21 protein-coding genes and 1 tRNA gene are annotated in these 18353 nt (G+C 67.6%); 13 read left to right on the forward strand and 9 right to left on the reverse strand.

From position 1 onward, the window contains the following. Positions 1 to 394 precede the first annotated feature (394 nt). The 4 genes from BLS95_RS41780 to BLS95_RS41790 all read left to right on the forward strand — a co-directional run bounded on the left by BLS95_RS41780 (position 395) and on the right by BLS95_RS41790 (position 2797). On the forward strand, positions 395 to 1018 hold the full coding sequence (locus tag BLS95_RS41780; RefSeq protein ID WP_176993663.1) for an RNA polymerase sigma factor: 624 nt from the start codon (positions 395 to 397) through the stop codon (positions 1016 to 1018). Continuing rightward, positions 975 to 1739, forward strand: coding sequence for a hypothetical protein (locus tag BLS95_RS54845; RefSeq protein ID WP_143044092.1), 765 nt, complete (start codon positions 975 to 977; stop codon positions 1737 to 1739). The genes BLS95_RS41780 and BLS95_RS54845 overlap by 44 nt, the downstream gene beginning before the upstream one ends. Before the next feature lie 549 nt (positions 1740 to 2288). Continuing rightward, positions 2289 to 2582 carry a DNA methyltransferase gene (locus BLS95_RS41785; RefSeq protein WP_245765616.1) on the forward strand — a complete coding sequence of 98 codons (294 nt, stop codon included), beginning with the start codon at positions 2289 to 2291 and terminating at the stop codon, positions 2580 to 2582. Beyond that, positions 2579 to 2797 (forward strand): MerR family transcriptional regulator, encoded by a 219-nt coding sequence (locus BLS95_RS41790; RefSeq protein WP_245765617.1) that lies wholly within the window; start codon positions 2579 to 2581, stop codon positions 2795 to 2797. The genes BLS95_RS41785 and BLS95_RS41790 overlap by 4 nt, the downstream gene beginning before the upstream one ends. Before the next feature lie 208 nt (positions 2798 to 3005). Here the strand turns inward: BLS95_RS41790 and BLS95_RS54850 are convergent, their stop codons facing one another. The 3 genes from BLS95_RS54850 to BLS95_RS41805 form a co-directional block, all read right to left on the reverse strand. Further along, positions 3006 to 3692, reverse strand: a complete 687-nt coding sequence (locus BLS95_RS54850) for a hypothetical protein (protein ID WP_143044093.1) — start codon at positions 3690 to 3692, stop codon at positions 3006 to 3008. A 745-nt stretch (positions 3693 to 4437) separates the two neighbouring features. After that, a tRNA-Pro gene (locus BLS95_RS41800) sits at positions 4438 to 4511 on the reverse strand. Positions 4512 to 4576: 65 nt separating this feature from the next. Continuing rightward, positions 4577 to 5440 (reverse strand): metallophosphoesterase, encoded by an 864-nt coding sequence (locus BLS95_RS41805; RefSeq protein ID WP_090945148.1) that lies wholly within the window; start codon positions 5438 to 5440, stop codon positions 4577 to 4579. Positions 5441 to 5538: 98 nt separating this feature from the next. Here BLS95_RS41805 and BLS95_RS41810 point away from each other — a divergent pair, with 98 nt between their 5' ends. Continuing rightward, positions 5539 to 5997, forward strand: coding sequence for a GatB/YqeY domain-containing protein (locus BLS95_RS41810; protein ID WP_090945149.1), 459 nt, complete (start codon positions 5539 to 5541; stop codon positions 5995 to 5997). Positions 5998 to 6350: 353 nt separating this feature from the next. On the opposite strand, the gene BLS95_RS41815 is transcribed toward BLS95_RS41810, so the two are convergent. Beyond that, on the reverse strand, positions 6351 to 8666 hold the full coding sequence (locus BLS95_RS41815; protein WP_245765618.1) for a transglycosylase domain-containing protein: 2316 nt from the start codon (positions 8664 to 8666) through the stop codon (positions 6351 to 6353). A 244-nt stretch (positions 8667 to 8910) separates the two neighbouring features. Between BLS95_RS41815 and BLS95_RS41820 the strand changes: the two genes are divergently transcribed. Then, positions 8911 to 9207, forward strand: a complete 297-nt coding sequence (locus BLS95_RS41820; protein ID WP_090945151.1) for a WhiB family transcriptional regulator — start codon at positions 8911 to 8913, stop codon at positions 9205 to 9207. A 55-nt stretch (positions 9208 to 9262) separates the two neighbouring features. Here the strand turns inward: BLS95_RS41820 and bagB are convergent, their stop codons facing one another. Both bagB and bagA read right to left on the reverse strand, forming a co-directional pair. Then, a complete protein-coding gene (gene bagB, locus BLS95_RS41825; RefSeq protein ID WP_090945152.1) occupies positions 9263 to 10390 on the reverse strand; it encodes an ATPase BagB in 1128 nt (375 codons plus the stop codon). After that, entirely contained in the window at positions 10387 to 11388 is a 1002-nt protein-coding gene (gene bagA / locus BLS95_RS41830) for an ATPase BagA (protein WP_218136247.1), read from the reverse strand. Before bagA ends, bagB begins: the two co-directional genes overlap by 4 nt. 126 nt (positions 11389 to 11514) lie before the next feature. On the opposite strand from bagA, the gene sp36 reads away from it, so the two are divergent. Genes sp36 through BLS95_RS41850 form a run of 4 tightly spaced genes read left to right on the forward strand, consistent with a single transcriptional unit; the run spans position 11515 to position 13761 of the window. Continuing rightward, positions 11515 to 11670: a Sp36 family protein gene (sp36, locus tag BLS95_RS56275; protein ID WP_090945153.1), complete on the forward strand. Its 156-nt coding sequence runs from the start codon at positions 11515 to 11517 to the stop codon at positions 11668 to 11670. Next, complete coding sequence (locus BLS95_RS41840) at positions 11667 to 12128, forward strand: RidA family protein (RefSeq protein ID WP_090945154.1); 462 nt, start codon at positions 11667 to 11669, stop codon at positions 12126 to 12128. The genes sp36 and BLS95_RS41840 overlap by 4 nt, the downstream gene beginning before the upstream one ends. Positions 12129 to 12154: 26 nt before the next feature. Further along, the gene (locus BLS95_RS41845; protein WP_245765619.1) at positions 12155 to 12976 is read left to right on the forward strand and encodes an NUDIX hydrolase; all 822 of its coding nucleotides are present in this window, start codon (positions 12155 to 12157) and stop codon (positions 12974 to 12976) included. Continuing rightward, positions 12973 to 13761 (forward strand): MBL fold metallo-hydrolase, encoded by a 789-nt coding sequence (locus tag BLS95_RS41850; protein ID WP_090945155.1) that lies wholly within the window; start codon positions 12973 to 12975, stop codon positions 13759 to 13761. Before BLS95_RS41845 ends, BLS95_RS41850 begins: the two co-directional genes overlap by 4 nt. A 22-nt stretch (positions 13762 to 13783) precedes the next feature. Here the strand turns inward: BLS95_RS41850 and BLS95_RS41855 are convergent, their stop codons facing one another. Both BLS95_RS41855 and BLS95_RS41860 read right to left on the reverse strand, forming a co-directional pair. Next, positions 13784 to 14464 carry a Crp/Fnr family transcriptional regulator gene (locus tag BLS95_RS41855; RefSeq protein ID WP_090945156.1) on the reverse strand — a complete coding sequence of 227 codons (681 nt, stop codon included), beginning with the start codon at positions 14462 to 14464 and terminating at the stop codon, positions 13784 to 13786. A gap of 112 nt (positions 14465 to 14576) precedes the next feature. Continuing rightward, on the reverse strand, positions 14577 to 15041 hold the full coding sequence (locus tag BLS95_RS41860) for a hypothetical protein (RefSeq protein WP_090945157.1): 465 nt from the start codon (positions 15039 to 15041) through the stop codon (positions 14577 to 14579). Positions 15042 to 15126: 85 nt separating this feature from the next. Here BLS95_RS41860 and nth point away from each other — a divergent pair, with 85 nt between their 5' ends. Continuing rightward, complete coding sequence (gene nth, locus BLS95_RS41865) at positions 15127 to 15849, forward strand: endonuclease III (RefSeq protein ID WP_090945158.1); 723 nt, start codon at positions 15127 to 15129, stop codon at positions 15847 to 15849. Positions 15850 to 15889: 40 nt separating this feature from the next. After that, positions 15890 to 16540, forward strand: coding sequence for an NUDIX hydrolase (locus BLS95_RS41870; protein ID WP_090945159.1), 651 nt, complete (start codon positions 15890 to 15892; stop codon positions 16538 to 16540). On the opposite strand, the gene BLS95_RS41875 is transcribed toward BLS95_RS41870, so the two are convergent. After that, positions 16526 to 17077, reverse strand: coding sequence for a HEAT repeat domain-containing protein (locus BLS95_RS41875; protein ID WP_090945160.1), 552 nt, complete (start codon positions 17075 to 17077; stop codon positions 16526 to 16528). The genes BLS95_RS41870 and BLS95_RS41875 overlap by 15 nt on opposite strands. Before the next feature lie 82 nt (positions 17078 to 17159). Here BLS95_RS41875 and BLS95_RS41880 point away from each other — a divergent pair, with 82 nt between their 5' ends. Further along, positions 17160 to 18350, forward strand: coding sequence for a MarP family serine protease (locus BLS95_RS41880; RefSeq protein ID WP_090945161.1), 1191 nt, complete (start codon positions 17160 to 17162; stop codon positions 18348 to 18350). Positions 18351 to 18353 lie beyond the last annotated feature (3 nt).

Here is an 18353-nt window from a genome sequence, read left to right on the forward strand (position 1 = left end):
GGTGATATCGGAAACAAAGAACACAAGTCCACATAAGGCGATAGTCGATTGACTCGGCCCAAAACACGTAAATACCCGTCGAGCCGTAGAAATTTTTGACACTACGAGGAAAAAATCAGTACCCGTAGCCACAAGAACATGCATCCGTGACACCTTCGCCATTCCCGATCTTGCTCTCAGCCGCCACTTATTAATGTGCTCCGATGCACAGAGAGAGCTGGAGGCATCCCCCGATGGATCCGATCATCCTGGCAAGCGCATGCTCGGCGATTGCCAGCGTCTTCACCACCATAGCGAGCGCGTGGGTTTCCGCCCGCTGGCAACGCACCCTTCTTCGAGAGCTGACCAATACGCTCACCAAAGCCTCGGACGGGCAGATATCGGGCCCAAATTAATGAGCGACCAGCACTCAGAGCGATCGCCCATCAACTCGGCAGCGGGAACTCATCGAGCGGTACGCGAAGCCTTCGTGTCGTTCACAGAGAATGAGTACCCTCGTTTGAAGGTGTTCCTTATGCGGTACGGTGCATCGCATGAAGACAGCGACGACGCAGCACAGGAAGCTTTCCTTGAGGCATGGCGGTTGCTGACTAATCGCCCGTCCCAATGGATCTCAATTCGTGAGCCAGGAGCATGGATACGCACCGTAGCGACTCGCGCACTCACGCGACCTCGCGGCCAGAATCGTCGTCAAATACCGACAATTCCATTCGGCTCGGATCCCACCGACCATGATCAGATGGGCCACGATTGGGCCGAGCAGGTGGCCCTCGAGTCGGATGTACGAGCAGCCCTGCATGCTTTACCCCCCGACCAGCGCTTGGCTATGGCCTATCGTATGGATGATTTCAAATATGCCATCATCGCTGAACAAATGGGCTTGACAGAGCAGCAAGCACGCGACCTGATCAAAAAGGCTCGTGCAACAATGAAAAAGATCCTTGGCAGCCATCTCAACGAGAATAAGGAGACGAGTGACCACCTTAGATTGCGACGATACAGCAGAGCCGATGACTGACGAAGAACTCGACCACCTACTCGACTCGGCAAGTGCTACTCTCTCCAAAAGAGTGAAAAGTAGCACCAATGTCAATATCCTGCTAACGAATCTACTCGACGTGCGCCCGGAAAAGCTGACTCCGGAGCTCACCCCGTTTATGGTGCATGTCCGGCTCCGCCAGATCATTGCCGATCTCTATCGTGCAACGATACTCACCAACTGCCTCGCTAAGATCATTCCCACGTCAGAACAACTGGGCAGTGTGTCGAAAGCCGTTAGCGCGGCTTTCGACAAGGCATCTTCGGACGATTTGGATGAGGTGGCAGACCTCGTTCGCCTGCTCAATGTGGCCACAGCGCGTGCTCTCGCAGCTGCTATGTCACCTATCGCAACTAATGATCTGCTTCTTGAAGCATACTTAAGTACTCTCATTGGGGCCCTGATCAGCACCTTAGGACGCGGCCTTGCTCGGGCAAGCGACCTCGCAATTGATCTACCGCGCATTTCGGAGGATGCCTATGAATCAACCGCCAGAGATCTATGCGGAGCCGACCTATCTAACCATGACTTTGGCTCCATTCAAATACTCTACGACTTTGTCTGGGATGACCAGACGAAGTGGCCAGCCGCTTTGGCGAGCCAGGCTAAGAAGAACTCGGTTCCAACAGGAGAAGGAACCTATCGCATCAGAAGCATAACTCCCCTGTGTAACATAAATTCCGCTGCGGTGGTGTGTTGATGCAGGCATTTCTCGCAACCAGCTACACACGTTGAATTAGTGGAGACTGGCGCGGTAGGACAGGGCATGCAGTACGGGTAACGGGCAGTCACACCCACCGAGCAGGAAATTCAAGAGCAACTGATGTCACATCCGGAGTTCCCCGCACGTGCGTGGTCAACTCGAACGCAATGTGCGCGTCCAGTTAGACCTGTGGAACACCCCCGCCCTGTGGGCCGACCACTGCGCGGTACCTGATGAAATCGTCGTAGCCGAAACACCCGCCATGCGTGAGGCGGGCCGCGAGGTCTACGTTTACCTTGACGGCGACCGGGACACCCCCGCATCCGCGGGGCCGACACTTGTTCACCTGCGGATATACGACGGGGGTGTGCTGTTTTCCCTCGATTGCTTAGCAGCGGGGTGCCACATTTTCGGGATCATAACCTCTCTCCAGAGAGTTCCTCGTGCTAAGGCTATGCAATAGATCAACGATACCGTTCTGGGGACACGGACGCCTGCGTTCCACTGCGCCACGGCGCGGCAATGCGCCCCACACGGGCAGACGGCATGCCGCTGCCCACCCGAACGGCAAGAACCCTGGGGACGTCTGGTCGATCCCACCCGCCCGCTACGCGCGACCACTTCGCGGCCTTCCCGATCGATATCCCGCTCAAGGCCATTGCCGCTGGCTGCTGCCCGGGCGGCAAGGTTCTGGACCCGTTCATGGGCAGCGGCACGACCGGCATCGCCGCCCGGCAACTCGGCCGGGACTTCGTCGGCATCGAGCTGAACGAGCCGTTCATCCGGCTTGCTGTCGCGAGGATCCGAGAGGCTGGAGCGGCATCGGGAGGCATTTCATGAACCCGATGACATTCCGCGATCTACAAGACCTGCCGCCCACGATCGACCTGATGACAGCGGCCCGTGCCCTCGGCATCGGCCGGTCCAAGGCGTACCAGCTTGCGCGTGATGGCGAGTTCCCCGTTCGCATCATTCGGATCGGCGACCTCTACCGTGTCTGTACTGCTCATCTCATGAAGGTTCTCGGGATGGACACAGGCGAGAGCGCGAGTTGAACTCGGGGCGCGGCCATACCTGTAGGTGTGGCCGCGCCCCGCTACTACGCCCTCATCGGCACCGCCATCGGATGCCCAGCGGCCCACCTGGACGCTGCCCGTAACGTCCAGCAGAATCGTCCACCCGCCCGATCGTAATGATCACCAGCCACTACGCTTCCGCCGATAATCTGGATCAAAGACCTCGCCCAGAGCGGTCCTTCATGTCTCACCCGTCGAAGCGGGACCAGCTGAACCCGTGTTCGAGCAGCGGCGTCAGGGTCCCGCGGTGGAGCGCGCCGAAGCTCACGACCGCCTCGCTCTCGTCGTTGCTGACCTGCATGAGCAACCCTGGGGCCACGAAGAACCTCTCGGCCGTATAGGCCGGCAGGAATGGGCTCAGGGGTATGGGACGCAGCATGCTCCACAACGCGTCAAGGCGCGCGGTCGGCATGCAGTAGCTCGATGCGTGGTAGGGGGCGGCATTAATGGCTTCGTAGAGCGTGAACTGCAGGAGGAAGCGGCTCAGCGGTTCCACTTCGAGGATCGGCTCCGAGTCCGCAGCATTGGGTTCTTCGGTGAGCCACACGCGGGGATCAGCTTGGCATGGTTCCTCCGGTGGCCACGGGATGGACCAGTCCATCCCGGCTCCGTCCCACACGGCGAAGACCAGTCGGTCGCCGAGCCGTCTGGAAGAGCGCCGGGGCTGCTTCAGTACCGGGTCGTGGAATCTGTGGATCGCCGGGCGGAGGCGGGCCAAGCGGTGGAAGGCGGCCAACGCCTCCGGCAGGTTGTTCAGGTCGCCCGCCGTGCTCTCCTCTTCGGCCGGCTCCGTCTCCTCGGCGGGAAACCAGCCGAGGACGAACGACTCCAGAGCCCGGATCGGATCGGTTTCCACGTGGTCGACCCAGTCCACGTCTGGCACCGGGCCGGGTGTCGGGACTGGTCGGACCGCGTCCAGCATCTCGCGGCTCAAGGGGCGGTCGAGTTCCAATGCGGCGTGGTCGAAGGCGGCAGGGGCGTACGACGTTCCTCTGCAGAGCGCGGTGCCGAGGGGAAGGCATCCTTGGTCCAGGCGGGCGAAGACGTGGATGGGTAGAGGGCCCCGGAATTCAAACCGTGAGTGGAGGTCCGCAATCCTGTCCCCGCTCAGTAACACATGGATGGAGTCCTGGACGCTGCTGCGCCCCGGGTTGTCCCCGGGTGCAACGATGATGACGGTTGCGTCCGCTCCCGCCCCGATTAGCGCCGGGCCCATCTCGTACCGGTGGAGCCGGGCTCCGGCGACGGATAGTGCCGCCGCCTCGGTGATCAGGGGCGGAAGCGTTTGCGACATTTGGTCACCCTATCCACGAAGACAGACAGGACGATTGGACCGTGACTCGATGCGCGCTCCAGCCGGCCACTCCACGCGGCGCCGGGGGAGATCAGCAAGGCTGGCCCGCGCGAGACTTCCAGGATTCATAGTCCAGCTCTGGGGTCGATCCCTCGCTGGCCCCAGATTCCGGGGTTCAAACGGGCGCAGGTCGAGTGATTTTTTGGGCTGCCTGGGGTTGCTAACGGCTACGTGATGAGGTTCAACCACTAACGCCACGCTAACGAAAGATCAAGGGCCTGACCGCTGTTTCCAGCGATCAGGCCCTTGATCTGCAGTACTACTGTCGGGGTGGCGGGATTTGAACCCACGACCTCTTCGTCCCGAACGAAGCGCGCTGCCAAGCTGCGCTACACCCCGGTGCACGCCCGTCTTGCGCGTGCTTGAGAAAGTCTAGCGGACTCCCAAGGTGCTTGTGACCGCCTTTATCGTCGCGGAACCAGAGTGAGGAGGGTGGCCTCTGGGAAGCAGGCGAAGCGGGCCGGGGCGTACGGGGAGGTGCCGAGGCCGGCGGAGACGTGGAGCCAGGCGGAGTCGTGGCGGCTCAGGCCCTTCACCCGGGCGCGGTCGATGCCGCAGTTGGTCACCAGGGCGCCGTAGAAGGGGATGCAGAGCTGGCCGCCGTGCGTGTGGCCGGCCAGCAGGAGTTGGTAGCCGTCGGCGGCGAAGCGGGTCATGTTGCGGGGCTCGGGCGAGTGCATGACGCCCAGGCGGAGGTCGGCGTCGGCCGGGGCCGGGCCCGCGACGAGGTCATAGCGGTCGCGGGAGATGTGGGAGTCGTGGATGCCCGCCACCGCCACGTCCAGGTCGGCCACCTTGATGCGGGCCGTGGTGTTGTTCATGTCGAGCCAGCCTTCGGCCGCCATGCTCGCGCCCAGCTCCTCCCACGGCAGATTGGGGATGTGCTGGCGGCGCTCGTTTCTGGACGTGCGCCACAGGTAGCGGGCCGGGTTTTTGGGCTGCGGGGCGTAGAGGTCGTTGGAGCCGTAGACGAACAGGCCCGGGCGGGACAGCAGGGGCTCCAGGGCGTGCAGGAGTGAGGGGACGGCCTCCGGGTGCGCGATCGAGTCGCCGGTGTTGACCACCAGGTCGGGCTTGAGGGCTCCCAGGGAGCGGACCCAGTTGATCAGCATCGTACGGCGCGGGGTCAGGTGGAGGTCCGACAGGTGCAGAACGCGTACGGGACGCTGGCCGCGAGCCAGCACCGGCACGTCGAAGCGGCGGAGCCGGAACCAGTTGCGCTCCACCACGGCGGCGTAACCCACCCCCGCCAGGCCGAGACCGAGCATGGACAGTGGCACTGCGACGGCTTTCCTCACCTCTTCATGATGCCCGAGATCCGGCGCGTGACGACCGTACGGTCCGCGCAGACGGCAAGATGGAGCGCATGAGCGCATTGAAGGACAAGCTGAAGGCCGATCTGACGGCCTCGCTGAAGGGCCGGGACGAGGTACGTCTCCGGACGATTCGTATGGCACTGGCCGCGGTGAACGTCGAGGAGGTGGCCGGCAAGGAGGCCAGGGAGCTGACCGACGACGAGATCATCAAGGTCCTCACCAAGGAGGCCAAGAAGCGCCGGGAGGCGGCGGAGGCGTTCGGCAACGCGGGGCGGGCCGAGCAGGCCCAGGCGGAGCTGGACGAGCAGGCGGTGCTGGAGGAGTACCTGCCGGCGCAGCTCTCCGACGAGGAGCTGGCGCAGATCGTCGAGGCCGCCATCGTCGAGACCGGGGCCTCGGGCCCGCAGGCGATGGGGCAGGTCATGAAGGTCGTCAACCCGAAGGTGGCCGGGAGGGCCGAGGGGGGCCGGGTGGCCGCCGCCGTCCGCACCAAGCTGGCGGCAGGCTAAGCCCAGGCTTGAGGGCTAAGCCACGGTTTGGGGCTACGCGGCAGGCTGCTAAGGCCAGGCTTGGGGGCTACGCGGCAGGTAAGGCCAGGATAGGCGGCTACGCGGCTGGCTGATCGGCGAGCGAAGGCTTGAGGCGGGCTTCTTGCCGCTTCTGCGCGCCTTGCTGGCGGGCTCCTCGCCGCCGTTTCCGTGGCGGGCGTTCACACGGGCTCCTCGCCGCCGCCGCGCTTCTGTGGGCGTCGCAGACGGGCTTGTCGCCGGCTGCGCAACCGCGGCCTCCTCGCCAGGCTTCTCAAGCCGGCAGAGGAGGCCTCAGCGCCGCACAGCGCACCCTCACAGGCTCTCCAGGGCCCTCAGCGGCCAGGATTGGCAGGGCCTGCCGTGCCGTTGCCGCCGCCGCCCCGTCCGTTCCCGAAGCCGCCCCCGCCAGGTCCGCGGCCGTCGCCACCGCCGCCGCGTCCGTCTCCGCCGGGGCCCCGCCCGTCGCCGCCGCGTCCGTCGTCCCCGCGGTCGGGGTTGAAGATGTCGAACGGGTTGTCGGGGCCGCCCTCCTCGTCCTTCTCCTTGGGAGGCTTGGGCGCGCAGTTGTCCGTGCACCCGCCGAAGCGCGAGCGGTCAACAGGCGTGAACTTCGCGGGCTCGACCCCCTTCAGGGCGTCGATCATGGAGTCCTTCCAGATCCGCCCGGAGATGGAGGCCCCGTACACGTACGAGTAGTACGTCCCGCCGATCCTGACCCCGATCAGCTCGTGGTCGGCGGCGCCGCGCGGGTCGCCGAGGCTGACCGCCGAGGCCAGGTTGGGCGTGTACCCGGCGAACCAGGCCGACATGTAGTTGTCCGTCGTGCCCGTCTTGCCGGCCGCGTCCCGGCCGATGCCGCCCACCTCGGTCATCGTGCCCTTGGTGAACACGCCGGACAGGATGCCGCTGACCGCGTCGGCGACCTCCTCCTCGATCACCTGGGAGCACTTGGGTTTGTACTGCTTGGCCTTGCCGTTCCGGTCCTCGATCTCGGTGATCGCCAGCGGCTTGCAGTATTCGCCGCGGGCGGCGAGCGCCGCGTACGAGCTGGCGATCGTCACCGGGTCCACCTCGTTGACCCCGAGCGTGAACGTCTCCACCTCCGACAGCTTGCCGCCGTCGGCCCGCTTGACCCCGAGCTTCTTGGCCATCTTGACGACGTCGCAGAGCCCGACCTTCTCCTCCAGCTTGACGAAGAACGTGTTCACCGACCCCCACGTGCCGGTTTCCAGGGTCTTGAAACCGCCCCCGCCCTCGCTGGAGTTACGCACGGTGTGGCTCGGGTCGCCGACGTTCTCGCCCTTGCAGTTCTTGAACGTGCTGTAGCCGCCTGCCGTGTAGCCCGCCGGGCTCGGGAAGCCGTCGCCGTACTTCAGGCCCTCCTCCAGCGCCGCGGCCAGCGTGTAGACCTTGGCCGTCGAGCCCTGCTGGAACCCGCGCCCGCCACCGTGCGCCGCGTCGGCCACGATGTTGTAGCTCATCTCGTTGTTCTTCTTGCTCCGGCCGAACTTGCGGGAGGCGGCCATCGCCTTGATCTCGCCGGTGCCGGGGACGACCATGGCCTGCGCGGCCACGGGCTTGTCCTTGGTGCTGACGTATTTCTTGATGGCCTTCTCGGCCGCCTTCTGCATCTTCGGGTCGATGGTGGTCTTGATCCGCAGACCGCCCCGCTGGAGCAGCTTCCTGCGCTCCTCCGGGTTTTTGCCGAACTCCTCGTTGTTGAGGATCTCGTACTGGACGTAGAGGCAGAAGTACGGATAAATGCTGGCCTCGCAGCCGCCGGGTACTTTCGTGTCCTTCCACCCCAGCTTCTCCGCCTTGGCCTCGGCCGCCTGCTGTGGCGTGATCTTGCCGATCTCGGCCATCCGGTCGAGCACGACGTTGCGCCGCTCCAGCAGCCGCGCCCGGGACTCGGGGCCGACGTTGGGGTCGGTCCTGGCGGGGTTCTGTACGGCGCCGGCCAGGGTGGCGGCCTCGACGAGGTTGAGGTCGGCGGCCGACTTGTCGAAGAAGCGCCTGGCGGCGGCCTGGACGCCGTGGGCTCCGGCGCCGAAGTAGGCGATGTTCAGATATTTCTCGAGGATCTGGTCCTTGCTGTACTTCTCCTCGATCGCCAGCGCGTAGCGCAGCTCGGCCAGCTTGCGCGAGACGGTGGGCGCGATCGCCGCCTGCTGCTCCTCAGGCGTCTCGGCCTTGTTGAGCAGGACCTGCTTGACGTACTGCTGGGTGATGGACGAGCCACCCTGCATCACGCCGCCGTTGCTCAGGTTTTTGAGGAGCGCCCTGGCCGTTCCCTCGATATCGATCGCCCCGTGCTCGTGGTAGCGATAGTCTTCGATCGCGATCAGGGCCGTCTGCATGATGGGCGCGACCTGGTCGAGGCGTACGGACTGCCGGTTCTCGAAGTAGAACTGGGCGATCCTCTTGCCGTTGGCGTCGAACAGCTCGGTCCGCTCGGGCAGGGGAGGTTCGTCGAGCTCTTCCGGCTTGAGGTTGAGCCCTTCCACGGCGCTCTTGGCCGAGATCCCGGCACCGCCCACCGCGGGCAGGGCCACGGCGGCCGTGAGCACCCCGGCGGCTGCCCCTGCGATGATCAGACGCAGGGTGCCCAGAACGGGGTTGGATCGATCTTTGCCACGCGCTTGCACGCTACCAAGAGTACGTCGAAAGCCTGACCTTATCGGTAGCTCGACACCATTTCGCCTTGACTGGCGGGGGTGACTAGTCATTCCCGGTCAAGACTCCGCCGAGAAATTGGTCCTCTGGGGTCTGTCGGCCCGAACGTGTAGTTGCGTACGTTCTCCTCTGCGGCAACTGAATACGGAGGCTCGGCGCCCGCGCCCGTCGGCCCCAAATGAACGACTGACCACCTAAGGGGAGTGGGGTCGAACAATGTGGATCACGGATTGGACCTCCCGTGCCGCCTGTAAGGGTGCGGATCCGGATGCCCTGTTCGTGCAGGGCGCCGCGCAGAACAGGGCCAAGCTCATCTGCCGGGGCTGCCCGGTCCGCACCGAATGCCTCGCCGATGCGCTGGACAACCGCATCGAGTTCGGGGTGTGGGGCGGTATGACCGAACGCGAACGGCGTGCGCTGCTACGGCGACGACCCGACGTGGACTCGTGGCGCGAGCTGCTCGAGTCGGCCAAGGAAGAGTACGAACGAACAAACGAGCTGGTCGCGGGCTGATCCCGAACCCGCGAGAAAGTACGGCCGGCGCCGTCCGCCGGCCGTACTTTTGTCATCAGGCGCTCGCCAGCAGGTCACCGATCTGCCGCAGACCCGTGAGATCGTGAACATCCTCGGACATGGCGCGAACCCGCACCACGGGCACCGTGGGGTGGGCCGAGGTGAAGTGTTCCTGCTCACGGCCCTCGCGGGCCATGAGTTGCATCCGCCCGGCGTGCAGCCGCAGCACGGCGGCGGTCAGCTCGTGCTCGCCCCTGGAGTCCAGGTCCTCCGCGGCGGCGGCGCTGCGGGCCGCTGAGAGCTTCGAGGCGGGTGCCACGTGCACGCGGTTGACCACCAGTCCGGCCAGCGGCATGCGCTCCTCAGCGAGCCTCTCGACGAAGTAGGACGCCTCGCGCATCGCGTCGCGCTCCGGCGCGGCCACCACGAGGAAGGCCGTGCCGGGGGCCTGCAGCAGCTTGTACGTCATGTCGGCGCGCTGCCTGAACCCGCCGAAGACGGCGTCGAGCGCTGACACGAACGTCTGCAGGTCCTTGATCACCTGTGCGCCGAGCAGCTTGGTCATCGCTCCCGCCACCAGCCCGAACCCGGCGTTGAGCAGCCGGAACGCGTTGCGCCCTCCGGCCTTGGCCGGTGCCGTCAGCAGCCGGATGACCCGTCCGTCGAGGAAGCGCCCGAGCCGCTCGGGGGCGTCGAGGAAGTCGAGCGCCGACCGCGAGGGCGGCGTGTCCACGATGATCAGGTCCCACTCGTCGGAGCGGCGCAGCTGGCCCAGCTTCTCCATCGCCATGTACTCCTGCGTGCCCGAGAAGCTGGAGGAGAGCGACTGGTAGAAGGGGTTGGACAGGATCTGGCGGGCCCGCGCGGGATCGGCGTGCGCCTCGATGATCTCGTCGAACGTGCGCTTCATGTCGAGCATCATCGCGAAGAGCTGGCCGCCGCCCTCGGGCGAGCTGACCAGGCGCGGCGTGTTGTCCAGCTCGGTGAGGCCCATCGACTGGGCCAGGCGCCGGGCCGGGTCGACGGTGAGCACGACCACGCACCGGCCGCGCTCCGCGGCCCGCAGCCCGAGGGCGGCGGCGGTCGTGGTCTTGCCCACGCCGCCCGCACCGCAGCAGACGACGATCCTGGTGCCGCTGTCGTCGAGGATGGCGTCGATGTCGAGGCGGGCGGGCTTTTTCACGCTGCTCCCTGGGTGCGGATGCTCTCTGCCAGCTCGTAGAGGCCGGCCAGGTCGACGCCGTCGGCCAGCAGGGGCAGGTCGTAGCTCTTGAGCCCCGCCCCGGCCAGTGACTCGCGTTCGGCGCGCTCCAGCTCGGTGCGGTGGGCGTGCTCGGCGACCTCCTCGGCGAGCGCCTCGGCCATCGCCACGGCCTGGGCGCCGTCGGCCACTCCCGCCGCTTTGAGCCCGAGTACGAGCTCCCCCGGGTCGAAGCGGGCTTTGACAGCTGTGTCAAGAGCGGCCTGGGGGAGCAGTGAATCGCGCACCATATTGATGAAAATGCAACCAGTTGGCAGGCCCGCGGAGCGCAATTCGCCGATGCCGTCGAGGGTCTCCTGGACCGGCATCTCCTCCAGCAGGGTGACAAGGTGCACGGCCGTCTCCCGCGACTTGACCACGCCGTTGACCAGCTCGGAGTGGTTCTTGATCGGCCCGACCTTGGCCAGGCCCGCCACCTCCTGGGTGACGTTCAGAAAGCGCGCGATGCGGCCGGTCGGCGGCGCGTCGAGCACGACCGCGTCGTAGATCCGGCGGCCGTTCTTGCCCCGCCTGCGTACGGCCTCGGTCGTCTTGCCCGTGACGAGCACGTCGCGGAACCCGGGGGCCACGGTGGTGGCGAAGTCGACGATGCCCATCTTGGTCAGCGCCCGGCCGGCGCGGCGCATCCCGTAGAACATCTCGATGTATTCGAGCATCGCCTCTTCGGGATCGACGGCCAGCGCGTAGACGTCGCCGCCGGAGGGGGCCACGGCGACCTTGCGCTCTTCGTACGGCAGCGGCGGCAGATCGAAGATCTGCGCGATGCCCTGCCTGCCCTCCACCTCGACCAGCAGCACCTTGCGGCCGCCCGCGGCCAGGGCGAGGGCCAGGGCGGCGGCGACCGTGGTCTTGCCCGTGCCGCCCTTGCCGGTGACCACGTGCAGTCGCACGTCGGTCCAGTCCGTGTCCGGAGACTCCACCACTCGAGGCTACCGAACGGCCATTTCCCGGATGCCGATGAGTCTCGATTGAGATTGCTCACACTGTGCTGCGCCGCGTTCGGCGGTGTATCACGGGCCGTGGTCACAACGCCTACGCTGACTGCCATGAAGAAATGGGAGTACCTCACGGCCCCTGTGCTCATCCACAACACCAAGATGATCCTGGACAACTTCGGCTCCGACGGCTGGGAGCTGGTCCAGATCCTGCAGGGCGCCACGCCCGAGCAGCTCGTCGCCTACTTCAAGCGGGAGAAGCAGTGACGACGCCCGAGCAGAAGCTCGCGGAGCTGGGGCTGAGCCTGCCCGACGTGCCCACGCCGGCGGGGGCCTACGTGCCCGCCGTACGCTCGGGCGACCACGTTTACACCTCCGGCCAGCTGCCCTTCGTGGACGGCAAGCTGACCCGGACCGGCAAGCTGGGCGCCGGGGTCACCACGGAGGAGGCCGCCGCGCTGGCCCGCGTCTGCGCGCTCAACGCGGTTGCCGCGCTCAAGTCGGAGGTCGGCGACCTGTCGAGGGTCGTACGCATCGTGAAGGTCGTGGTGTTCGTGGCCAGCGACCCGGCGTACACCGAGCAGCCCAAGGTGGGCAACGGCGCGAGCGAGCTGCTGGCCGAGGTGTTCGGCGATCTGGGCAGGCACGCGCGTAGCGCCGTGGGCGTCGCCGTGCTGCCCCTCGACTCGCCGGTGGAGGTGGAATTGATAGCGGAAGTTTCCTAATTGCTGGGATATGTCACCATGACCGAATGGTGTTCTATGTGACCGGGGTCGGATTCCCGCTTCCAGCCGAGCTCGCCGCGCGGGCCCGGGACATCATGGCCGGACGGGTCGAGCCGGTGCCCGCGCGGGACGCCGCCACGGTGGTGATCCTGCGGGAGGGCCCGGAGGTCTATCTGCTCCGGCGGACGTCCACGATGGCCTTCGCGGCGGGCGCGTACGTCTTCCCCGGCGGCTCCGTGGACGCCCGCGACGCCGACCAGGCGGTCGCCTGGGCCGGGCCGTCGCCCGCGGAGTGGGGCGCGATCTTCCACGCCGGCGAGCGGGTCGCCCGCGCGCTGGTGTGCGCGGCCGTACGCGAGACGTTCGAGGAGTCCGGCGTGTTGCTGGCGGGCCCCGGCCCCGACTCCGTGGTCGGGGACACGACAGGCGACGACTGGGAGGCCGACAGGCTGGCGCTGATCGACCGGAGCCTGTCGTTCGCGGACTTCCTCGCCCGGCGCGGCCTGGTGCTCCGCTCCGACCTGCTCAAGCCCTGGGCGCACTGGATCACGCCCGAGATCGAGCACAGGCGCTATGACACGCGCTTCTTCGCCGCGGTGCTGCCCGAGGGCCAGCGCACCCGCGACGTGGGGGGCGAGGCCGACCAGGTCGCCTGGAAACGCCCCGCCGAGGCGCTCGCCCTGGCAGAACAGGGCGAGATCTTCCTGATGCCGCCCACCCATCACACGCTTGACGAACTGGCGGGCCACGACGGCCTCGACTCCATCCTGGCCGAACGCCGGGAGATCGTGCCCATCATGCCCAGGGCCGTGGAGACCGACGGCCGGATGCGGCTGGTGATCTCGTGAGCGGCCTGTACATCCCGATCGGCACGCCCGACGGCTCCCGTACCGAGCACGCCGAGAACCTGCTCGCGCCCAACCCCTCCGTGATGACGCTCGACGGCACCAACACGTGGGTCGTCGGCGGGGAGGACGTCGTGGTGGTGGATCCGGGGCCGGACGACGAGTCGCACCTCCGCCGCGTACGCGACCATCTGGGGGAGCGCCACGTCACCGAGATCCTGCTCACCCACGGGCATTTCGACCACAGCGGCGGCGCCAGGCGCTTCGCCGAGCTGGTCGGCGCGCCCGTGCGCGCCCTCGACCCGCGCCACCGGCTCGGCGACGAGGGCCTCGCCGACGGCGACGTGGTGACCGCGGGCGACGTGGAGCTCCATGTCTACGGCACGCCCGGCCACTCGTTCGACTCGCTCTGCTTCTGGCTGCCCCAGGACCAGGCGATGCTGACCGGTGACACGGTGCTCGGCAGGGGCACCACGATCATCGCCAAGGACGGCGGGCTGGCCGACTATCTCCGCAGCCTCGACCGGCTCAGGGCGGTGGCGGAGAGCCTGGCGGCGCGGGCGCTGCTGCCCGGCCACGGGCCGGTGCTGCCCGATCCGATCGGGGCGCTGGACGGCTATATCGCGCACCGGCGCGAGCGGCTCGACCAGATCAGGGCGGCGCGGGAGCAGGGGGCGCGCACGCCGCGCGAGATCGTCCGCATCGTCTACGCAGACGTCGACCGCTCCCTCTGGGCCGCCGCCGAGATGTCAGTGGTCGCGCAGCTGGACTATCTGGACCGGTCCTGACGCCGGTCCGGGCCGGACCCGGTCACCTGGACCGGTTGTGGAGCCGGTCGATGTCGAGGATGACCACGGCCTTGGCCTCGATGCGCAGCCAGCCGCGCTGGGCGAAGTCGGCCAGCGCCTTGTTGACCGTCTCGCGGGAGGCGCCGACGAGCTGGGCCAGCTCCTCCTGGGTCAGGTCGTGGTGCACCCGCAGGCCGTCGTCGATCTTGGTGCCGAAGCGCTCGGCCAGGTCGAGCAGCTGCTTGGCCACCCGTCCGGGCACGTCGGTGAAGACCAGGTCGGCCAGCACGTCGTTGGTGCGCCGCAGTCGCTGCGCGAGCGCGCGCAGCAGGTGCAGGGCCACCTCGGGGCGGCCGGTCAGCCAGGGTCGCAGGTCGTCGTGGCCCAGCCCGGCCAGCCGCACGTCGGTCAGCGCGGTCGCGGTGGCCGTGCGCGGTCGCGGGTCGAACAGCGACAACTCGCCGAACATCTCGCTCGGCCCCAGCACGCTGAGCAGATTTTCCCGCCCGTCCGGCGAGGTGCGGGAGAGCTTGATCTTGCCCTCCAGCACGACGTAGAGCCGGTCGCCGGTCTCGTTCTCGTGGAAGAGCGTCTGTCCCTTGGACAGCTGGACCTCCGTGATGCTCGTCCGCAGCGCGGCGGCGCTCTCGCGGTCCAACGCGGCGAACAGGGGGGCCTTGCCCAGCACATCGTCGGTGTTCACTCTGCCTCCTCTGCTGCCATTGTGACGCACCCCACTCCGGGCGGCACACACAGGTTAGGGGATATGCCGGAGTGATTTGGGCTTGCCCCATGAGTCACATTCAGGGGGAAAGTTACCCGACGCGCCGGTGCGCCCCGGACAGCAGGCCGTCGACTGAGGCCATCGCCGCCGCCACGGACCGTCCCAGCAGGACACGCAGCACGTCCACGGATCTCGGCCGGGCGCCGGGATCGGGGTGCCGGCACTGCTCGACCGCCAGCCGCAGCGCGGGCGGGAGGATCCGCGGGTCGCCGTCCTCCGTCCCGGTGGCCGCGAAGACCACCAGGTCGGCCCAGGCCCGTACGTCGTCCGCCGCCGCGCCTTCGTAGCTGGTCCCGGAGGTCTCCCAGCCGATGAGCACCTGGCCCCGGCCGCCGAGCGCCACGCTGTCCCGGCTCATCCGCAGCCCGGCGGTGTCGCCACCGTGCAGCCTGGCCAGCGCCGCCATGCAGCTCACGGCGAAATGATGCAGCGCCCGGCCGCCCAGCGGCCCCTCGTGACGCACGAAGTACGCCAGCGACGCACCCTGATCACCCATACCCGGCCCCCTTCCCGCGCCAGGTTGTACGTGTTCCGGCCGGTCCAGGGTTCAACCATGTGGAGAAGCTTCTAGTCTTGGCCGCATGGCCACCAAAGCGGCGGGGCGCAAGCCGGAGACCCGGCTCGCACTGGTACGCCGGGCGCGCAAGATCAACCGCATCCTGGCGGAGACCTATCCGGACGCCCACTGCGAGCTCGACTTCACCAACCCCTTAGAACTGCTGGTCGCGACCATCCTCTCCGCGCAGTGCACGGACAAGCGGGTCAACATGGTGACCCCTACGCTGTTCGCGAAATACCCGGCGGTGGCCGACTACGCCGCCGCGGACCGGTCCGAGGTGGAGGACATCATCCGCTCGACCGGCTTCTTCCGCGCGAAGACCAACAGCATCATCGGCATGGCCCAGGCGGTCTGCGAGCGCTACGGGGGCGAGGTCCCCGGCAAGCTCAAGGACCTGGTCACGCTGCCCGGCGTGGGACGCAAGACGGCCAACGTGGTGCTCGGCAACGCGTTCGACGTGCCGGGGCTCACCGTCGACACCCACTTCCAGCGGCTGGTGCGCCGCTTCGGCTGGACCGACGAGACCGATCCCGTCAAGATCGAGCACATCGTCGGCGAGCTGCTGCCCAGGCGCGAGTGGACGATCTTCTCCCACCGGGTGATCTGGCACGGCCGCCGCATCTGCCATGCCCGCCGCCCGGCCTGCGGCGTGTGCCCGCTGGCCGCCCTGTGCCCCTCCTACGGCACCGGCCCCACCTCGGAGGCCGAGGCGGAAAAGCTCGTCAAGCCCGGCCCGTTCTCCTGATCCGGGGAAGTGATCGGCGCCGGCGCGTGTTGCAGCATGCGTGACGCAAGTGCCCGACTGGCTCGACAGACTGGCGGCGCGGGCCCAGCGGGCCCGGGTTCCCCGATACATGCGGCCACCCGCGCGCGGCGGCCGGGACGCGGCCGTGCTGATGTTGTTCGGGGAGGGGGCGTTAGGGCCGGACGTCCTGCTCATCCAGCGCAGCACCCGGGGCCGCCGGCACGCGGGACAGCCCGCCTTCCCCGGCGGCGGCGTCGATCCCGAGGACGCCGGGCCGGTCGAGGCGGCGCTGCGGGAGGCCGAGGAGGAGACCGGGGTCGACCCGGCGGGGGTGCACGTGCTGTGCACGCTGCCCGAGCTCTACCTCGACCACAGCGACAACCGGGTCACGCCCGTGATCGCCTGGTGGCGCGAGCCCTCGGCGGTGCACGCGGCCTCGCCTGACGAGGTCGACTCCGTGGAGCGGGTGCCGATCGCCGAGCTGGTCGACCCGGGCAACCGGATCATGTTGCGGCATCCCAGCGGGATGGCGGGGCCGGCGTTCAAGGTGCGGGGGATGCTGGTGTGGGGGTTCACCGCGATGGTGCTGGACTCGGTGCTGCGCGAAGGCGGGCTCGACCGGCCGTGGGACGACACGCGGGTGGAGGACATGCCGCCCGGGATGCTCAACCTCGCCTCACGACGAAGCTGACGGGCGTTCTCGCCGGTCGGACGGTTGCCGCGTTGACCGGAGGGCCACGCCCAGGGAGGCCCAGCCGGCCACGTCGGCGTCGCTGTCACATGCCAGCTTCCTGAGCGTGTCCAGGCCCGCCCGGTCCGGCGGCTCGCCGAGCACGTGCTGCAGCGCGTACGCGGCCCCGTACCTGACTCGGGCGTCCTCATGCCCGGCCAGCTCGATCACCGACGGGAGCGCGCGCGGGTCGGCGAGGTGGCCGAAGGCGATCAGCACCGAGTAGAGCACCATGGCGTCGTCCTCGCTGGCGGCCAGATAACGCAGCACCGGCAGCGTACGGTCCACGAACGGCCGCAGCATCCCCATGATGTCCACGCCGAGCAGCCGCTCCGCGACGGTGTCGGCCGCGCACAACCGCCGCGCCTCGATGAACGACTCCAGGTCCCCCCGCTGGCGCAGCTGACAGATCACGTGCCAGCGCAGCGGGCCGTCAGGATCGGTGTCGCGCAGGGCTGCCTCGATGAGACCGCGCACTGTTCCCTCGGCCGGCGGCATAGCGCTCAAGATAGCCAGGTGAGTGACGCCGTCCTGGCGGAAGACGTGCACACTTGACCGTATCGCTGGTTACCTTTGAAGCGTGCGCGGTGATCTGCTTGACCTCATATTGATCGGCCTCGTGATCGCCTTCGGCATCTCGGGTTATCGGCAGGGCTTCATCATCGGAGCGATGAGCTTCGTGGGGTTCGTCGGCGGGGCCGTGCTCGGTGTCTTCATCGCGCCGCCCATCTCCAAGGCCGTCGTCGACGGCGACACGCCGCAGGCACTGCTCGCCATCGTGATCGTCTTCCTGTCCGCCACCCTCGGTCAGTTCGCGTCCTCGACCCTCGGCGCGGTCGTGCGCAGCCACGTCACCTGGGAGCCGGCGAGGCTGGCCGACGCGGTGGGCGGCACGTTCGCCAGCGCGTTGTCGGTGCTGGTCATCGCCTGGCTGATCGGGTCGCTGATCGTCTCCACCGCGTTCACCCCGCTCGTCGACCAGGTGAAGAACTCCGCGCTGCTGACCACGGTCGACGACGCGATCCCGCAGGCCGCGCGCAACTGGCAGCAGCCGTTCAAGAAGTTCATCGACCGTTCGGACTTCCCGCCCGTGTTCGACGACATCGGCGCGGGGGCGTTCATCGACGTGCCGCCGCCCGACGAGAGCGTGCTGCGCGGCTCCAGGCTGTCCAGGGCGCGGGAGTCCATCGTCAAGGTGCAGGGCAATGCCGAGAGCTGCAACAAGCACATCGAGGGCACCGGCTTCGTCTACGCGCCCGACCGGATCATGACCAACGCCCACGTGGTCGCCGGCGTCACCCGTGACCTGCAGATCATCGACTCGACCAACACCCGCCACGAGGCCACGGTCGTCCGCTACAACCCGCGCCGCGACATCGCCATCCTGTACGTGCCCGGCCTCGGCCTGCCGCAGCTGGCCTTCGACGGGGACGGCGGGCGCAACGACAACGCGATCATCGCCGGGTTCCCCAAGGGCCGGGGGTTCACCGCCGTGCCCGCCAGGATCGGCGGCCAGCTCGACGCCGAGGGTCCCGACATCTACCGCTCGCACACCGTCACGCGCCAGGTCTACGCGATCCGCGGCGAGGTGCTGCCCGGTAACTCCGGCGGCCCGCTGCTCACGGAGAGCGGCGCCGTCTACGGCGTGATCTTCGCGGCCGCGATCAACGAGAAGGACACCGGCTACGTCCTGACGGCCGAGGAGGTCTCCCCCGACGCCGCCCAGGGCAGAAACGACACCACGCCGGACAGCACGGAGGAGTGCGACTGAGCG

Origin of the sequence: Nonomuraea jiangxiensis (assembly GCF_900099965.1) — a bacterium.
GTDB classification, from domain to species: Bacteria; Actinomycetota; Actinomycetes; order Streptosporangiales; family Streptosporangiaceae; genus Nonomuraea; species Nonomuraea jiangxiensis.

Excerpts from the sequence above, each read along its gene's own strand:
- BLS95_RS41875 (WP_090945160.1), bottom strand. The coding sequence starts at position 17,077 with ATGCCGCCGGCCGAGGGAACAGTGCGCGGTCTCATCGAGGCAGCCCTG.
- BLS95_RS41860 (WP_090945157.1), bottom strand. The coding sequence starts at position 15,041 with ATGGGTGATCAGGGTGCGTCGCTGGCGTACTTCGTGCGTCACGAGGGG.
- BLS95_RS41805 (WP_090945148.1), bottom strand. The coding sequence starts at position 5,440 with ATGCTCGGTCTCGGCCTGGCGGGGGTGGGTTACGCCGCCGTGGTGGAG.
- BLS95_RS41790 (WP_245765617.1), top strand. The coding sequence starts at position 2,579 with ATGAACCCGATGACATTCCGCGATCTACAAGACCTGCCGCCCACGATC.
- BLS95_RS41820 (WP_090945151.1), top strand. The coding sequence starts at position 8,911 with ATGTGGATCACGGATTGGACCTCCCGTGCCGCCTGTAAGGGTGCGGAT.
- sp36 (WP_090945153.1), top strand. The coding sequence starts at position 11,515 with ATGAAGAAATGGGAGTACCTCACGGCCCCTGTGCTCATCCACAACACC.
- BLS95_RS41810 (WP_090945149.1), top strand. The coding sequence starts at position 5,539 with ATGAGCGCATTGAAGGACAAGCTGAAGGCCGATCTGACGGCCTCGCTG.
- BLS95_RS41785 (WP_245765616.1), top strand. The coding sequence starts at position 2,289 with ATGCCGCTGCCCACCCGAACGGCAAGAACCCTGGGGACGTCTGGTCGA.
- BLS95_RS41780 (WP_176993663.1), top strand. The coding sequence starts at position 395 with ATGAGCGACCAGCACTCAGAGCGATCGCCCATCAACTCGGCAGCGGGA.
- nth (WP_090945158.1), top strand. The coding sequence starts at position 15,127 with ATGGCCACCAAAGCGGCGGGGCGCAAGCCGGAGACCCGGCTCGCACTG.
- BLS95_RS41845 (WP_245765619.1), top strand. The coding sequence starts at position 12,155 with ATGGTGTTCTATGTGACCGGGGTCGGATTCCCGCTTCCAGCCGAGCTC.